At 39.8% G+C, this 17099-nt stretch carries 11 protein-coding genes; 3 read left to right on the top strand and 8 right to left on the bottom strand.

The window, feature by feature from the left end; translation table 11 throughout:
* Positions 1–185: 185 nt before the first annotated feature.
* The 5 genes from SanaruYs_RS07290 to serS all read right to left on the bottom strand — a co-directional run bounded on the left by SanaruYs_RS07290 (position 186) and on the right by serS (position 8748).
* Positions 186–2441, bottom strand: coding sequence for a SulP family inorganic anion transporter (locus SanaruYs_RS07290; RefSeq protein ID WP_127121861.1), 2256 nt, complete (start codon positions 2439–2441; stop codon positions 186–188).
* A gap of 31 nt (positions 2442–2472) precedes the next feature.
* The gene (locus SanaruYs_RS07285; protein WP_127121860.1) at positions 2473–4341 is read right to left on the bottom strand and encodes a proton-conducting transporter transmembrane domain-containing protein; all 1869 of its coding nucleotides are present in this window, start codon (positions 4339–4341) and stop codon (positions 2473–2475) included.
* A gap of 3 nt (positions 4342–4344) precedes the next feature.
* Positions 4345–6831 carry a YbcC family protein gene (locus SanaruYs_RS07280; protein WP_127121859.1) on the bottom strand — a complete coding sequence of 829 codons (2487 nt, stop codon included), beginning with the start codon at positions 6829–6831 and terminating at the stop codon, positions 4345–4347.
* A 138-nt stretch (positions 6832–6969) separates the two neighbouring features.
* The gene (locus SanaruYs_RS07275) at positions 6970–7323 is read right to left on the bottom strand and encodes a hypothetical protein (protein ID WP_127121858.1); all 354 of its coding nucleotides are present in this window, start codon (positions 7321–7323) and stop codon (positions 6970–6972) included.
* Between the two features lie 150 nt (positions 7324–7473).
* Entirely contained in the window at positions 7474–8748 is a 1275-nt protein-coding gene (serS, locus tag SanaruYs_RS07270; RefSeq protein WP_127121857.1) for a serine--tRNA ligase, read from the bottom strand.
* A 227-nt stretch (positions 8749–8975) separates the two neighbouring features.
* Between serS and rho the strand changes: the two genes are divergently transcribed.
* Entirely contained in the window at positions 8976–10613 is a 1638-nt protein-coding gene (rho, locus tag SanaruYs_RS07265) for a transcription termination factor Rho (protein ID WP_127121856.1), read from the top strand.
* A 69-nt stretch (positions 10614–10682) separates the two neighbouring features.
* Here rho and SanaruYs_RS07260 read toward each other — a convergent pair whose 3' ends face one another.
* Complete coding sequence (locus tag SanaruYs_RS07260) at positions 10683–11123, bottom strand: nuclear transport factor 2 family protein (RefSeq protein WP_127121855.1); 441 nt, start codon at positions 11121–11123, stop codon at positions 10683–10685.
* A 192-nt stretch (positions 11124–11315) separates the two neighbouring features.
* Between SanaruYs_RS07260 and SanaruYs_RS07255 the strand changes: the two genes are divergently transcribed.
* Positions 11316–13322, top strand: a complete 2007-nt coding sequence (locus SanaruYs_RS07255) for a tetratricopeptide repeat-containing sensor histidine kinase (RefSeq protein ID WP_127121854.1) — start codon at positions 11316–11318, stop codon at positions 13320–13322.
* On the opposite strand, the gene SanaruYs_RS07250 is transcribed toward SanaruYs_RS07255, so the two are convergent.
* Both SanaruYs_RS07250 and SanaruYs_RS07245 read right to left on the bottom strand, forming a co-directional pair.
* Entirely contained in the window at positions 13319–14404 is a 1086-nt protein-coding gene (locus SanaruYs_RS07250; RefSeq protein WP_148115038.1) for a hypothetical protein, read from the bottom strand. The two genes, SanaruYs_RS07255 and SanaruYs_RS07250, sit on opposite strands and share 4 nt — an antisense overlap.
* A gap of 28 nt (positions 14405–14432) precedes the next feature.
* Positions 14433–15689: a DEAD/DEAH box helicase gene (locus tag SanaruYs_RS07245; RefSeq protein WP_127121852.1), complete on the bottom strand. Its 1257-nt coding sequence runs from the start codon at positions 15687–15689 to the stop codon at positions 14433–14435.
* 25 nt (positions 15690–15714) lie between these two features.
* Between SanaruYs_RS07245 and SanaruYs_RS07240 the strand changes: the two genes are divergently transcribed.
* Entirely contained in the window at positions 15715–17055 is a 1341-nt protein-coding gene (locus tag SanaruYs_RS07240; protein ID WP_127121851.1) for a dihydroorotase, read from the top strand.
* The last annotated feature ends 44 nt before the right edge of the window (positions 17056–17099 follow it).

Genomic DNA, 17099 nt, shown 5'->3' with positions numbered 1-17099 from the left:
TAAAATTTTGTCAAAAATATTTAGATAATAATAATATGGAATAGCTATTTGATTATCGGCTATTTATCCGGACAAAAAAAATGATAATAACTAAACAGGAGCACCTCAGTGTATTGAAGCGCCCTGTTTAGTGTTGTTCTGGCATTAATTAAAAGACCCTGCCAGGTAATAGCCGCTTAGATCCATTATCGCTTAGCTATACCGTTAGATTCTTGAAACAAACCGTGTTTTGCTTTAATGGATTCTACAAGGCCATTGATCCTTATAATCAGTTCGTTGATTTCTAATGGCTCGAGCACATCATGTTTTGTATACACTAGCAATTTGTTGCGGTGCGACTCGATATGCATATCGTCATGTTCTTCCAAAAAAGATAACAGTTCAGCATGGAAAAATTTTCTCGTGTTAAGCTCATCATCGCTGCGTAAATAATACATTCTCGAAAAACGCTCATGTTCTTTGAAATCAATGTCTTTACCAAAGGTGAGTTCAGAGAATCTAGTCCACATGCGTTCTGGCTCTAACGCAAAGTCAGGGATGGTAAAATCAAGATCCGACAGATGAATTATTGTCATTTTGGATTCTTCCATGGCTGCGCCAGCACCCTCAGTAAGCGTAATGTCAGAAATTTCCATCTTTCCATTAATGTCATACTTCGAAAGCAGATTTTCTTCGTATAATATTCTTTTACCTTTTTCGATAGGGAAATCCTTGTACTTGGCCATGTTGCGCAAAGTCGTTGGATAAAAAGCGAACTCGTGTTCTTCTGCAAAGTCACGTAAAACCATCTGTCTGTCGTTAAGTTTAAATTCCATTCTATTGAGCAGACCTGCAGAAAATACACGCGTGGAAAGGGGGTGTTCCGAATGTGTTTTGTGTCTACCGATGCCTTGTATGGTTATATGTCCACCGGTTGCATGATAATCTTCTTCAAAATGATGAAGGTGTTCTAAGAAAGTATGATCGATAATTTTTGCTTCAGAGAAATTAAACGTCAGATTTTTTCCAGGTAGAACGCCTTCTAATACTTTTTTAAAACTCAGGTAATTAGAAAAGATTGCCGCGCCTCTAACCTTAATGATGTAGTTACCCTTATCTTCCTCTATTGTAACGTTCGAACGAAATAATCCTTTAATAGAAGCCCCTCTTAAAATATGCAGGATGAATTTCATTAAAACACCTGCAAAAATACCAACAAGTAAATCGGTAGCCAGTGTTACAACAATTGTAGTTACAAAAATGGTTAACTGATCCCAGCCTATTTTCCAGGTCTTTTGAAATTCGCGTGGTGATGCCAATCGAAAGCCCGTATAAATTAACATGGCCGCTAAGGCAGCATTGGGTATTAACTCAATCAGCGGAGCCGCTAAAGCCACAAACGCTAAAAGAAATAGACCATGAAAGAAATTTGACCAACGTGTTTTCGCACCGTTGTTAATATTAGCAGAAGAACGAACAATCTCCGATATCATGGGTAAACCACCAATAAGACCTGCTGCCAGGTTACCTGCACCAACAGCCAGCGTATCTTTGTTCAAGTCAGATTTTCGTTTGTACGGATCCAGTATATCTATTGCTTTAGCACTCAGAATAGATTCCAGACTACCAACCAAGGCAAACATGATGATGTACTTAATAGAAGTCAGTGAAAATACTTCGCTGAAATCGGGGAAACTTATTCCTCCTAAAAAAGTATCTGGTAATTGTACTAATAAGTTATCCGGAATAATGTGATAGCTGATAGCTGCAAGTGAGTAATCATGTTCATGTTGAAAATCATAGTAAAGTCCCAACGGAATGGCTATCAGTAGAACCAACATTGGGGCGGGAATTAATTTAACGAATCTATTTTTGAAAGTAGGTAACGTGAAAAGAATAATTAAACTAATGATTCCGATAAAAGCCACTTCAGGGTTCATATTAGCCAACATGTAAGGAATGTCTGCTAACAATTCTAAAGGTTCTTTACCACGAGCCTGTTCGCCAAATAATACGGGCAATTGTTTAGAGATGATAATAATACCAATGGCCGCCAACATACCATGAACAGCTGAAGCAGGGAAAAAATCCCCAAGCTTGCCTGCTTTAAATAATCCGAAAAGGATTTGAATAATAGATGCGATCACAATTACAGCCAGCGTTAGCTGATAACCCTTCATGTTATCACCACGACCTAACTCTTCAACCGCACCAACAGAAATTGCAATAAGGCCTGCCGCAGGACCTTTAATTGTAATTCTGGAGCCCATAAAAAAGGAAACCACCATCCCACCAATGATGGCTGTATAAATACCAGCAATGGGTGGAAAGCCTGATGCTTTAGAAATAGCCAGACACAAAGGCATGGCAATTAAGAATATTAAGAACCCCGAGACCATATCCGATCTCCAATTTTCTTTAAGGCCTTCGATGCCATCTTTAGGAACAATTATATTTTTCATATAAATAAATGCTTTTAATTTTTTTTAAATACTAGGAAGAACGATAAGCCATTTCATGAATTGACTTAACATGAGGCCCCATAAAAACACGGGCGTAAATTCTGATCAGCGCCAAACCATCAACGATAAAGCTAAGTGCAACTATAAAGGCGAGTACAAACTGATCATCATGGATGTGACTGAAGATTAAATCTTCGCCAATAAAAGTTGGTGTAATGGGAAACCCGGCAAGACCTAAGCAAGCCAATAAAAAAGTAAAGGCAATTCTAGGGTGCTCATAGGAATAACCATAGAATCGTTCCAGGTCTACAAGAGGCTCCAGCATCTTTAAACGAAGGATAGCGAGATAACCCAAGAGGCCAGACACAACTATTCCACTGAGATAAATCAGTATATGATCAAAGCTAAAATGCTCATTGAAAGAAACAGCCAGTGCTATCATAAAATGGTTTGCTACAATCAACAACAAGGTCAGCTGTACATTCTTTCTTTTAGTAAAAGCTTTAAACACCATAATTAACCCTATCAAACCAAAAGCATAGGGAAGTGATTTGTTTAAGAAATCAGGAATTGATTGCTTGTAGACTACTGCCAATACACCTGTTACACCAGCTGTAAACAGAAAAATCAAAACTCCTCTTACTTGTAAAAACTCCAAACGGTTACCTGCCCACTTAATGGATTTCCACAGGTAGCGATGCAGAATGGCATCAAGATTCCACTCTTTCAGGCAGAGCATATAAATAGTATACTCTATCTTTTTCGGCAACGAATCTTCAATTGTGTGTTGGCGAGGAATAAAATTATAAAACTGCTCTCGTATCAAATAACTAACCACTGAAGGTGAAACCAACAGTTGATAGGTTCTAAGAAATGCATTACCTGCAAAATGGAAAAGTGCCAGATTATCAAAGCCTGCAGCAACTTCAATAAATATTAAACCGATTTGTGCAATAGAGGCATATGCAATCTGACTCTTAACTGATGATTGAACCCTGGCTATACCAGTAGCCACCAGACTCGTAGATAAACCCACTGCTCCTATGAGTATCCTGATAAATAGCTGATGTTCCCAAAAGTGAAAAGTGCGCAACAATACGAACACACCAATATGTACAGACAATGATCCATAGAAAATTGCGCTAGAGGGTGTTGGCCCTTCCATTGCTCTAGGCAACCATGATGAAAAAGGAAGTTGTGCTGATTTGGCTGCTGCTGAAATTAAAATCATTAGTGAAACAAGAATGCCGACCATTGCATGTGTTTGCAATTGCGCATTCACCAATGCTTCATTATTAAATTCAACGAACGTAATATTCTGCCCCCACAGGTGATGACTTAACCACATGGCTAAAATCAAACCCACGTCTGCAATTCTATAAATAGAAAATACTTTTACCGCATTTTTTACGGGCAAGTACCTGTCTCTGTAAAATGCAATCAGCAAGAAGGAAGATATGCCTAAGATTTCCCAGCCAATAAACAGCGTTTCTAGATTCCCTGAGAGCACTACAATAGTATAGCCGAGATAAAAGAAAAGCACAGTATTAAAAAAACGTTTGTACCCTTCTTCTCTATGTAGGTAGTAACGACTGTAAATGGTTACTAAAAAGGTAAGTATAGAGCCTACCATTAAGTACACAGCAGCTACTTTGTCGAAACAGAAGTCAATCAGAAACTCATAATTAGCAGATCGGAAAACAACAAAGTCACGAAGATTTAGTGTTGCACGACCCTGTATTATCCAGGCTACAATAAACAATGTAACCATCAGTGCGTTCAAGCCAACCGTTATAAAAGCTATCCTTGACAGTAAAGCTTCTTTGGCAGATGGCGCCAGCAAACTTGCTAAAAATCCTATTAAAGGAATGGCTATAAAAATTTGTAGATAGATTTCCATAGCTTAAGCAATTAGGTATACTGGTAAATTTTCCTGATGTGTTTCTACCAGTAGCTCAAGATCGGTGACAATGTCAGGGCTATTGCTAAACTGTTCATGTGGATGTAATTCGCCTTCTCTAAAGACAAATATTTCTTTGGTTTCCGGATGCATTACAACAAGGTTCACCCAGTTATTAATAAACCATTCGTAAGTTTCAACATTACGTTGAATGGTTTCCAAAACCACTTCCGGATAATGTTGCACTACAATTAATAACCGAACCGGATCGTGTACTTCAATCATCTGGTTTGGCAGGCCAGGACGTAAATCACCATCAATACCATTCGCCACACCAAACAAGCCCATCACATTATGAGGAAGCTTAGTGCCCGCGCCAAGTTTTTGATTATCGACACGCGAGAAATAATACTCAAGGTTAATACCCCCGCAAACAGGTGCTGCAGCTTTCAAAATTGAAAACAAATATTTGCCTTGTGGATCAATGCGATAGTCGTAAGAGTTTAAGAAAGCACGTCTATCCAAAAATAAACCTCTCGTTAAAGACCTGTCACCCACAATACAAAGTGCATTGGTGGCATGATTAAGTTCCGGTCTTGGTTCAAACAATGAAACAGAACGCAAACGAACTTTATCATGCACTGCCTCGGGACTTAAAGCAGAGTTTATGATTTCAAATCTTCTCGAGCGCTCCTTCGCATTATGATCGAGGGCAATTGAAAATAATTGCTCGTGACGTGTATGCTGCAATTTATTTTCGTCAGATAAGGATCCCTCATCAAAAAACACAACCTCGTCTCTAGTGGTGTCGTGTAAGGCACCCACAAATTGTGTTATGTCTGGAATTTCGATACCCCGTAATGCAAGAATATTTCTAACCTGCTTATGGTTTGCCATGTGGCAGATTACCCTTGCATTTACCGAACCCGGTCTGCCTGAGCATGCACCACAATCGTAAGCTGCAAAGTGCGGATTGTTAACACTACTCGAACCATGCCCCACAACGTAAATAATTGAAGCAAAATCTTTTACAAGGCCTATGCTGGCAAGTAAGCCTTCAACACGATTAGCCATCTCTTCAATTGTAAAACCAACCTGCAAATCATTCTCTCGGTGATTGGGATTATGGTTTTCGATTGTCAGTTTGGAGAACTTATCCATGTGCCGGAATGAAGTAGCCGTGGCCGGACTTACTGATGGTCTGAAAATATTAATAAACAACTTTATTGCAGACCAAAAGCCGAGTGTTTGTGTAATCAACCAGCCTCTGAAAAGCGAATGTGTTTGTTTAGTAAAATGTAAATCCTTCTGTTGTTTGCTTCTGCCTTCGATTTCCTTAATAAGATATTTAGGTGTAACAGGTGCAGGGCAAAGTTTCGTAAGGAACTTACCATGTTCAGGTTTGTAAAAAAATTCTACACCAAAAAATCCAGGCGTGCCAAAAGTCTGACAGGTAGGATCAAATTTTTCCAGGTAGCGTCTGATAGAACATTCGCGATCATCGATACAAAACATAGCCTGAAAACTCCTGCCTGTTTTTTCTGTTACCTGCTCCTGTCTTTGAAGACCACCCAACACAGCATTGTAATAAGTCCACTCATAAGCTTCCTGAAACATCATAATTGCTTCGCTCAACTCACTTGTTGGAACTTCAGCGAATAAGTTAACAGGTCTATCAGCTATTATTTTGCCGAGTGGCTTCCAACTTTTTCCAAGTTGGTGTGTAAGCGCATCTAATTCAAGCAATAATTCAAAAGTTATTAAATCATGGATTGAAATTTTTCTATGATCGAGTAAGGTATCCGGATTATCTTCAATAGCAGAAACCATCCCTGACCAACCCTGATGTGCAAATTGCTGATCAAATAAATAATGCTCATATAGAGCCGGGTCTCCTACAAGTTTATCTAATAGAAATTCAATACCGCACTTACCATCCAGCAGCAGTTGCTTAACATACTTCGTTTTAAAAAAACTGGTAAAGCTTGATCTTTCCATCTCTCGGATTGACGACAGGAATCCTTTATGCCAAACGGGAAAATTCCACATGGCAATGCCTTGATCAAGGTAACTGCACAAAATTCTGAAAAGTGTCGGGTGGACCATCGCATCAAGGTCAAGACGGTAGGTGTTCTTCCAATAAGCACGCACCATCCCAACACGCGGAATTTTGGTCTTGATAAAAGCTTCATGCAGAAGCTTTTTCATCCAGAAGTTTACGTCTTTACTTCCTTTTCGCCTGATAATGATTTCACGCAGCACCTCATCCTTAATTTTTCCAGATGCGAGTAATACGCGATATTCATCTATTGTTAAAGAGGTTTTGTATCCGAATATTTCAGTTGCCTGTTTAATGGCCTCCTGAAAAGAAATATTTTGAAAAGCATGCAGTGTGTTGTGATGAATAAAATCTTTTAGCGGAGCTTGTGCCGGTAAAAAGTGTTTTAAACGATGCAGCACTTCATGTTCATGAAAAGTTGTTGATTGCACGTTATCATAATTTTAAGTGAATAAATACACTACACCGGTGTTGAACTATTCAACAATCGAATCGCAGAAAAAAGAAATAGCGAATACCGACAAGGCCGGTTACTTGACTGATGGAAAATCAGTCAGCTTGTGCATTCATCAAATTAAGAAAGTGCAATGGAGAACACGCAATGAAGGTTCTTGTGCGTGTTGAGAGGCTGCGCTAAACTGAAGTGGATAGCGTATGGAAAAAAGACGTTCACAAAATGAAGCTGAGAAATCAATTAAAGCAAAAGCAAAAAGCTTGTCGTGCTTTTCTTCTTCTGTCTCTTTTTCAGTTTTCTCGAATAATGAAGTAAGGGAAGAGGGTGTGTTGTGTTTTTGAAAAACTACTCCCTGAGTAGTCGTGACTTGTTCTTCGCCCTCTTGGCTAACAAAAATGACTCCCAGTAGCTGAAAGCAAAACAGTATGAGCACAGATCGTATCAGATATTTAGATGTCCGTATTTCCATACTTTGTTTTACTACGCAAAGGTCTGCTATTTTTATTGAATTCTGCAAATGATACACCTGACAACCCGAAAGTAACCTTGGGAAAGCCAGGCAACTACATGATAATTATCACTTTAATCTCCTGCAATCGAAGTAGTCTGGCTGGCCAGTCTAGTTAATAATGTCAAATCTGGTGTAAGGCACAAGCACCTTTGGCACCATGATTCCATCTTTCGTCTGGTTGTTTTCTAATATTGCAGCCACTATTCTGGGTAAGGCCAAAGCACTTCCATTTAAGGTATGCAGTAGTTGCGTTTTGCCTTCTTTATTTTTGTAACGCAATTTCAATCTATTGGCCTGATAGGTTTCAAAGTTACTTACAGAGCTGACTTCTAACCAACGCTTTTGCGCAGCTGCATATACTTCCATATCAAAAGTAATGGCACTGTTCACACCCATATCCCCACCACACAACAAAAGTTTGCGGTAAGGCAACTCCAGTTTTTCCAACAAACTTTGTACATATAAGCACATCTCATCCAACGCTTCATATGATTCTTCAGGCTTTCTGATTTGTACAATCTCAACCTTATCAAATTGATGCAGACGGTTCAGGCCACGTACATGAGCACCCCAGCTTCCTGCCTCTCTTCTGAAGCAAGGGGTATAACCTACATTCTTAATCGGCAAATCATTTTCATTCACCATCACATCGCGATAAAGGTTTGTGATGGGTACTTCAGCTGTGGGTATCAAATACAAGTTATCGGCTGTGGCATGATACATCTGCCCTTCTTTATCCGGCAACTGACCTGTTCCATAACCACTAGCTTCGTTTACAACAATAGGTGGTTGTATTTCACGATAGCCTTGCTTTTCAGCCTCATCTAAGAAAAAGTTAATCAATGCACGCTGCAATTTTGCTCCCTTACCCTTATAAACAGGGAATCCGGCACCTGCTATTTTTATACCTAATTCAAAATCGATGATATCGTACTTTTTGATTAAATCCCAATGTGGCACAGCATCCTCAGCTAATGTCTGCGGTGTGCCGAACGTATGCACTGTGATGTTGTCTTCAGCGGTTTTGCCTGAAGGAACTTTTTCGGCCGGCACGTTCGGGATAGCATACAATAACTTTTGCAACTCCTCCTCGATTGTATTGAGCGATGGCCCTAGCTCAGCTGTTTGTTTTTTTAGTTCTGCTGTGCGGTTCTTTAGCTTTTCAGCCTCATCTTTATTACCGCTTTTCATCAGGTTGCCTATCTCCTTTGCTAAAATGTTACTTTCAGCCAGTAAGTCATCCTGTTTGCGCTGCATTTCCTTCCGTTGAACATCCAGCGATAATACTTGGTCTATTTTTTCGTCAATAGCGGTCAGCCCGCGTTTGAGTAAACCCTCTATGATCTTATCTCTTTGTTCACGTATAACATTTACCTGTAGCATGGTTCTTATTTAAGAGGTCAAAAATAGCTGATTTTTTGCAGCATAATTTGTTTTGGTTTTAAAATCGCCTATACTTGCAGAGTCAACAGGGTTTTATCCAAAGCCCGTTACTTATAAAGCACATTTTTGCATTACTCAACCCAAAAATCTTAACTAACCTGTTAGCCTCAACCAAAGTGGGGGAACTTCAAGTTTTACATTATCAAACACAACTTTTTTAATATCACATGTACACTATTGACGATCTGAATGTCAGACTTCTTTCTGAGTTGAAAGAAATTGCCGAAGGTATGGGCGTAAAAAATGCCAAGAAACTGGGTAAGCAAGAACTCATCTACAAAATTCTTGACGAACAGGCTGCCAAGCCTGCAGATGCCCCTAAAAAGGAAGCAACAGAAACAGTTAAACGTCCCCGAAGAAGGGAAAACGTTGCACCACCAAAACCGGAAGAAAAAGAATTGACAGCTGACGAATTGCTGCAGTCCATTGATATAGACCTTGACTCACCATCAATTACAGCTTTTGATGAAGAAATCAAACCTGTAGTTTTTGAAGCTGAGAAGGTCGCAACACAGGTTACTACAAACGAAGATAAACCACGAGAAGAGCGACCTGCCCGAGAAGACAGAGCGCCACGCGAAGAACGTCAGCCGCGTGAAGAACGTCAGCCGCGTGACGAGCGTGGGCCGCGTCCGGAACGCGAACCACGTGATGAAAGAACACAACAGCTCAAAAACTCAATACGTGAATTCGATGGCGCTATTGCCAACGAAGGTGTTCTCGAAATAATGCAAGATGGTTACGGGTTTTTACGCTCAAGTGATTACAACTACCTAGCCAGCCCTGACGACATTTATGTATCACCTTCTCAAATAAAACTTTTTGGCTTAAAAACAGGAGACACCATTAAAGGTCTTATCCGCCCACCAAAAGAAGGTGAAAAATATTTCGCCCTGCTTAAGGTAGAATCAGTAAATGGTAAAACAACTGACGAAATTCGCGACCGTGTTGCTTTCGAATATTTAACACCACTCTTCCCCGAAGAAAAACTTAAACTGAGCACTACACACGACAATATGTCGACACGTATACTCGATTTGTTCTCACCTATTGGTAAAGGACAGCGCGGTATGATTGTAGCGCAACCTAAAACGGGTAAAACAGTATTGCTTAAAAACATTGCTAACGCGATTGCCCAAAACCATCCGGAAGTTTACCTGTTGATCTTACTGATTGACGAACGTCCGGAAGAAGTTACTGATATGGCACGTAGCGTAAAGGCAGAAGTAGTTGCTTCTACTTTTGATGAACAAGCCGATCGTCACGTAAAAGTTGCCAGCATCGTATTGGAAAAAGCCAAGCGTATGGTGGAGTGCGGACATGATGTAGTGATCTTGTTAGACTCAATTACCCGACTAGCACGTGCTTACAACACTGTAGTTCCTTCATCCGGTAAAATACTATCTGGTGGTGTGGATGCCAACGCCTTGCATAAGCCTAAGCGCTTTTTTGGTGCAGCCCGTAAAATTGAAAATGGTGGATCGCTTACCATTATTGCAACTGCCCTTATTGAAACAGGTTCTAAAATGGACGAAGTTATCTTTGAAGAATTTAAAGGAACCGGTAACATGGAATTGCAATTGGACCGTAAGCTGGCGAATCGCAGAATTTATCCTGCTATTGACGTACCTGCGTCAGGTACAAGACGTGAGGATTTGTTAATGAAAGAAGATGAACTTCAGCGTGTTTGGATTTTGCGTAAGTTCATGAGTGACATGAACTCAGTTGAGGCCATGGAATTCTTACAACAGAAAATGAGAGGAACGCGTAATAATGAAGAGTTTCTACTCTCCATGAATGGATAAGGTTTTTTTAAGAAAAAATAAAGAGGTTTTCTGCTAAGCCATTGGCCTGTAGAAAACCTCTTCTCATTTTTAGGGATGTCTGTAGTATGTTTTGCTTACAATTCTCCAACCCTCTGTAAATTTATACAGCACAATATAATCCGTAAAGGTTTTCTTACCCTCTCTGTATAATTCTAGCTTAACAGTTGCGGCTGTTCCTGTAACATCAACATATAAAAATTTTGCCTCTGTACGTATAGGCTTTGAATCTGGTTTAGCCTCTGCTTTGCGTTTTTCAATAGCAGCAATCCACTCTTCAATAGCGTACGGCTTTACGTCATTCTCCATAAAGCGTAACATGTTAAAGCTAGGGTGAAAGCCTTTACGAATATCCTCAATGCTTCCGCTGTTTTGAATACCCTCTACGTAGGCGTTGTTAACAACATTTTTTATCAAATCCTCCTCATTTACTTGTGCGCCAGCAATGTTAAGCCAAAGCAGGCAGCTAATACTTAAAATAATACCTTTCATACTGTAATGGGTTTTAAAAAGAAACGTTTAATCACCGCTAGAGTTGCCTGATACCATAAAAGACATGACCGCAACTTTTTCTCAAGCTGATGATTTGGCAAAAAACTTTAAAATTGAAAAACTTATTACATCGAGGCCTCTTGTAATAGACTGATGCCTAATATTTAATAACTTTAAGAGACAAGTAACCTTATGCCCTCTAAACTGATAACCAGCATGCTAATGGCTTGCCTATTGCTCTTAGCGCAATGGGTTACTGCACAATCGGGTAAGGTTGACAGCCTGGAAGCCAGTTTATTAAAAACATCTGTAGACACCGCAAGACTCTCCATTATAAATCAACTAATCCGTTGCTATACTGACAGTAATAATGAACGAACTATAGCACTCGCAAAGGAAGCATTAACGTTTGTCGATAAAGCCAGATCTAAAAAAGAAGCAGCCGGAATTTACCTTAACTATGCACTGGCCATAGAAGCCTTAGGCAAGTACACCGAAAGTATTCTTTACAATGAAAAGGCATTAGACCTATACAAACAAGCAAACGACAGTGCCAACATATCCATTATATACAATAATCTGGGCATTGGCTATAATCAGCTAGGTGATTACAGTATGGCTGTTCATAATCTTTTGTTGGCCATAGAAATTGATGAGGCCTTACAAGACTCCATCGGGTCAAGTTTTGACTATATCAATTTATCTGAGACATATTACTTCTCTAAAAATTATCAATTGGCCGAGCTCTGGGGTAAAAAAGCTTTTAACACAATCAATGCAACACGAGAAAAATATGGATTAGCCTACGCAGCGGAAACATTAGCACTTGCTTATATTGAGTTGGGAAAGTTAGACTCTGCAAAGCTGCTCGTTTCAACTGCTTCAGCTTTAGCCAAAGTGCAGAGTGTTGATTATTTAATTTGCAGAAGTGAAAGTCACTTAGGCCGAATTAGTTTAAAGCAGGGAGACTACGATGGAGCGCGTTTTCATTTTCTCAATGCGTTAAAATTAAGTAAAGACAAATATATCTCTGATGTACGTCTGCCTAGCCTGATTTTATTGTCAGAGGCCTACCTGTACCTTAACAAAGAACAAATAGCACTTGAACATGGTATTGAAGCGTATCAGGCAAGTCTTACTGTTAAAAATAAAGTTTGGGCTATGGAAAGCTCCACAGTACTGGCAAAAATTTTTGAAAAAATGAACCGCGGCAAGGAGGCCATCAAATACCTGCAACTAGCATCTCTTTACAAAGACACCATTTTAGATCAGTCAATAAGGGGTAGTATTCTGGCAAAAGCATTCAATATCAACCTTGAAAATGAAAAGCGGGCAAAACAAAAAGCACTTGATGGTCTTGAAGAAAAAGATAAGGTGGTGTTACGTCAGCGCTATTTACTCATTATTGGTGGCATACTGGTGCTCAGCCTGCTTACGTTCCTATATCTTATAAGAAAAGCTGGTATTGATAGAAAAAGAAATAATGAACAGTTGATCAGCAACAATATTCAGTTAAACAGGCTGAACCAGGAAGTTAATGGTTTAATCAACACCATCGTTCACGATCTAAAAGCACCTTTAAATAGTTTGCAGGGAATTCTGTACGTGTTAGAGCAAGACACTAGTCACAACTCCTCAGCAAATGAAATGATAAAACACGGGCATCGTGTAATTGAAGGTGGACATGAGATAATTAAAGAGTTACTTGAGCTGCGAGAACTTGAAGAAAAAACAACTGCTCTTAATATAGAAAACATAAGTCTCAAAAAACTAATTGAAGGTATCAAAGAGGAATACTTACCCTATGCCCATCAAAAGCAAATTAGCATTAACACATTGAGTGAAGATGAAATGGTAGGCTTAGATCAGCAGATGGTTAAACGTTTAATTGGTAATCTTGTATCAAATGCCATCAAGTATTCTCCCCCTGGTAAACAGGTGCAGATTGTTGCCCATAAAGCAAATCAACTTATCACTTTCGAAGTAGTGGACGAAGGTCAGGGCTTTAGCGAGGAAGATCGCGAAAAAATGTACCAAAAATTTCAAAAATTAAGCGCACGGCCAACCGCAGGAGAAACTTCACACGGACTGGGATTGGCTATTGTAAAAATTATTGTCAGTCGATTAAAAGCAAACATTGAACTTACCAGCGAAGTGGGTAAAGGCTCAAGTTTCATAGTTACTATTCCCGCTACTTAATCTATTCTCTCCAACAACATCCCGTCTTGTGATACCCGATAGTTATATGCTGCCTGCGATTTAGAGCGAAGGTGGTAGACTTCAATACGAAATCGTTGTATGCCTCTTAAGACTTCATTGGTTACGTCAATACTCAGCTCTTGATCAGAACACTCAACGCAAGTGCGATTAAACAAAATCTCTCCGCTTAGTTCATTCATGATTAGCAGATCGACATCTGATTTTTTCTTAAAGTTAAGTGGTACACTGGCGAATAGTCTTGGGCTGGATCTGTAAACACCTGCCGGCCAATAACCGATTCGTTTGCGATCCAATAATCTGCGTTTGCCCCCTTTTGATATGCCTATGATATCATAAACATAAGTTCCCTTATCCTTCAGCGTGTCTGTATATTGATAATTATCCAGACTTTTTCCTTGTGCATTAAATTGTAGTGACACTTCTTTTAGTAATTGGCTTTTAAAAGCTGTGCTCAATTGTCTGTGTACTTCAAAAAGCTCAAGTTCCTCTCTCAACTCACCATCTACACGCCAGTTCAGTGTTACAATGTTTTGGTCAATTTTACTTTGTAATTGTAAAGTGCCTAACGATTTCTGTTTTAACGGATAGCCTTTCGGCTTTGTAGCAAGCTGAATATCAAACGAGCAAATGTCACCTAAAAAACCATCAATATTAATCAAGTAGGGTTTATTCGCCTCTACAGAATCTATTGTAATAAAGGTGTCATTTTGATCTGTAAATGATTCGCAGTGCAAAAGTTTATACGTGCTCGCTTCACAAGGATTTCCCTCAATCACTAATACCTGAACACCAAATTTTTTCCTGCACTCTTGATTAGAAACATTTAGAAAAAGTTGCCCACCAATGGGTGAGCTAAAAGTAAACCATTGATCGTTGTGATAGATAAGACATTTCTCCGTAAGCTTTTTATTAATACATGCCCACTCAACAGTAGAGCGATCAGTGGTGGATTGAACAGGATCAGCATCAAGTATTAAAAAGCTGCTTTGATGTATGCTGTTGTTTGATACCTGTGCAAAGAGATTAAAGTGCTGGAAGATAAAACAGAAAATAAAACACAATAGCGTAACTGATTGTGTATAGCATACCCTACTTTTTTTTCTTTCTTTCGTGAAAAGCGCCTTGATAGGTAGGATCATCCTTTTTCTTCTGCCAGTCAATTTCTCGTGCCATGTCTTGCTTCTCCTCCATTCCCGCTTCTTCAACATCCACAGCACTTGGTAATTTCTTTACCGGAATTCTTTGTCGAATTAATTTTTCTATTTTTTGAATATGGTAATGTTCAGCAGGATTTACAAATGTGATGGCCTTGCCTTCGCTTAACGCCCTACCTGTTCGACCAATGCGATGCACATAATCATCGTAAACGATAGGAACATCAAAATTAATAACGTGTGATACGTCCGTTACATCAATACCCCTGGCTGAGACATCGGTAGAGACAAGTATGCGAATGCCCCCATCCTTAAACTCATACATTGCGTTGATACGTGTATTCTGACCTTTATTGGAATGAATAACTTTTACAGTGCCTAATGCTTTACGCTCCAGAAATTTAAAAATATTGTTCGCTGTATCTTTGGTTCTGGTGAATATAATTACACGATGAAAATCTTCCTTGTCTTCCAGCAAATGCAGGAGAAGGTTAATCTTTGTTTTAATGTTAGGCACTTCGTATAGCTCCTGCGTTACTTGTATGGACGTAGTAGCAGGTGGCGTAACTTCAATGCGAACCGGAAATTCAAGAAAATCTTGCGACAATTTTTCTACACGCTCTCCAAAAGTGGCAGAGAACAATAGATTCTGTCGTTTACTGGGAATCACTTCAAAAATTTTTCTCAACTGAGGCATGAAGCCCATGTCCATCATGCGGTCAGCTTCATCCAACACCAAAGTTTTTATCTGCTTAACTGGTAAATCACCTTTAAGGTAAATTTCCATAAATCGACCTGGTGTCGATACCAGAATGTCAACGCCATTGGCAATAGCATCTATATGTGCCTTTATCCCTACACCGCCATATACAGGTACAATGCGCAGATCTGTATACTTGGCAAAGTTGTGAGCATGTTCTGCTAATTGCACCACTAGTTCCTTTGTAGGCGCTAGTATGACCGCACGGGGCTCTGTGCCTTGTGCATACTTTACCTTCATCATCAGCGGCAGCATATAGGCTGCAGTTTTACCTGTACCCGTCTGGGCAATGCCAATCACATGCTGACCTCCCTGTATTATTGGTATCGCTTTTTGTTGAATTTCTGTGGGGGTTTCAAAGCCCAAATCAGCCACTGCATTAAGCAGTTGTTTATTCAGATTAAATGTTGAAAAGGTTGTAATGGCTGACACGTTTTGGTTTTACCTTTGTGATGTTATGAAAAAAACTTTGATTCTAAACGCGAATATAGTCAACGAAGGTAAGGTATGGCAGGGCGACCTGCTTATTAAGGGCGAGCGCATCGAAAAAACAGGTAATAATCTTGCTACCGAACAAGCAGATTCAATTATTGATGCAAAAGGGAAGTATTTGATTCCTGGCGCCATCGATGATCAAGTGCATTTTAGGGAGCCGGGTCTTACACACAAAGCCAATATTTTTTCTGAGTCGAGGGCAGCCGTGGCCGGAGGTGTAACCAGTTTTATGGAGATGCCCAATACTAGTCCACCTGTTTTCACGCAAAGTTTATTAGAGGATAAATACAAGATTGCCGCCCATTCCTCTCTTGCCAATTATTCATTTTTCCTTGGTGCTTCTAATGACAATTTAGATGAAGTCATGAAAACAAATCTACAGGAAGTATGTGGATTAAAGATTTTTATGGGTTCTTCTACCGGCAATTTATTGGTTGACAATCCTCAAACGCTTGAAGCCATTTTTTCTCGCTTCCCCGGTTTAATTGCCACGCATTGCGAAGACGAGGCAACGATTCGCAAGAATATGGAGGATGCAAAAGCACAGTATGGAGAAGAGGTGCCCATTGCGCAACACCCGATTATCCGCAGCGAAGAGGCCTGCTATCTTTCTTCTTCTATGGCGGTTGAACTTGCTAAAAAGCACGGCACACACCTGCACATTCTGCATATATCCACAGCAAAGGAGTTGGCTTTATTTGATAGCAATACGCCACTTGAGAAAAAGAAGATTACCGCAGAAGCCTGCGTTCATCATTTATGGTTTAATGATGCCGACTACAAAACATTAGGAACACTAATTAAGTGGAACCCCGCTGTTAAAAAAGCGAGTGATCAGCAAGCAATATTAGCAGGTGTTTTAGCCAATAAAATAGATGTGATTGCTACCGATCACGCACCTCACCTAATGGAGGAAAAGAAACAAAGCTATTTTAAAGCTCCTTCTGGCGGGCCCTTAGTACAACACAGCGTGGTTGCCATGCTGGAAATGTCTCATCAAGGTAAAATTTCAATCGAACGTGTGGTGGAGAAAATGGCGCATAACCCTTCTATTTTGTTCAGAATTAAAGACCGCGGCTTTATACGTGAAGGCTATTTTGCAGATTTAGTTCTTGTAGACATGAACAATCCTTGGGTTGTAGAGGAGAAAAATATCCTGGCAAAATGTGGCTGGTCACCTTTTCAGGGGCAAACCTTCAAGTCATCAGTTACACATACTTTTGTTTCAGGCTACCTGGCATATGAAAATGGCATGATAAATAATGGCCAAATGGGACAAAGACTGCTATTTGACAGAAAGTAGGTTTGGCAAATTTCAACCGACTGGCTACATTTGCAACCCAATTG

The organism is Chryseotalea sanaruensis, assembly GCF_003990915.1.
GTDB classification, from domain to species: domain Bacteria; phylum Bacteroidota; class Bacteroidia; order Cytophagales; family Cyclobacteriaceae; genus Chryseotalea; species Chryseotalea sanaruensis.
The sequence above is the reverse complement of the archived record's forward strand: the minus strand, read 5'-3'. Positions and strand labels throughout refer to the sequence as shown.

Excerpts from the sequence above, each read along its gene's own strand:
- SanaruYs_RS07290 (WP_127121861.1), bottom strand. The coding sequence starts at position 2,441 with ATGAAAAATATAATTGTTCCTAAAGATGGCATCGAAGGCCTTAAAGAA.
- SanaruYs_RS07285 (WP_127121860.1), bottom strand. The coding sequence starts at position 4,341 with ATGGAAATCTATCTACAAATTTTTATAGCCATTCCTTTAATAGGATTT.
- SanaruYs_RS07275 (WP_127121858.1), bottom strand. The coding sequence starts at position 7,323 with ATGGAAATACGGACATCTAAATATCTGATACGATCTGTGCTCATACTG.
- serS (WP_127121857.1), bottom strand. The coding sequence starts at position 8,748 with ATGCTACAGGTAAATGTTATACGTGAACAAAGAGATAAGATCATAGAG.
- rho (WP_127121856.1), top strand. The coding sequence starts at position 8,976 with ATGTACACTATTGACGATCTGAATGTCAGACTTCTTTCTGAGTTGAAA.
- SanaruYs_RS07260 (WP_127121855.1), bottom strand. The coding sequence starts at position 11,123 with ATGAAAGGTATTATTTTAAGTATTAGCTGCCTGCTTTGGCTTAACATT.
- SanaruYs_RS07255 (WP_127121854.1), top strand. The coding sequence starts at position 11,316 with ATGCCCTCTAAACTGATAACCAGCATGCTAATGGCTTGCCTATTGCTC.
- SanaruYs_RS07240 (WP_127121851.1), top strand. The coding sequence starts at position 15,715 with ATGAAAAAAACTTTGATTCTAAACGCGAATATAGTCAACGAAGGTAAG.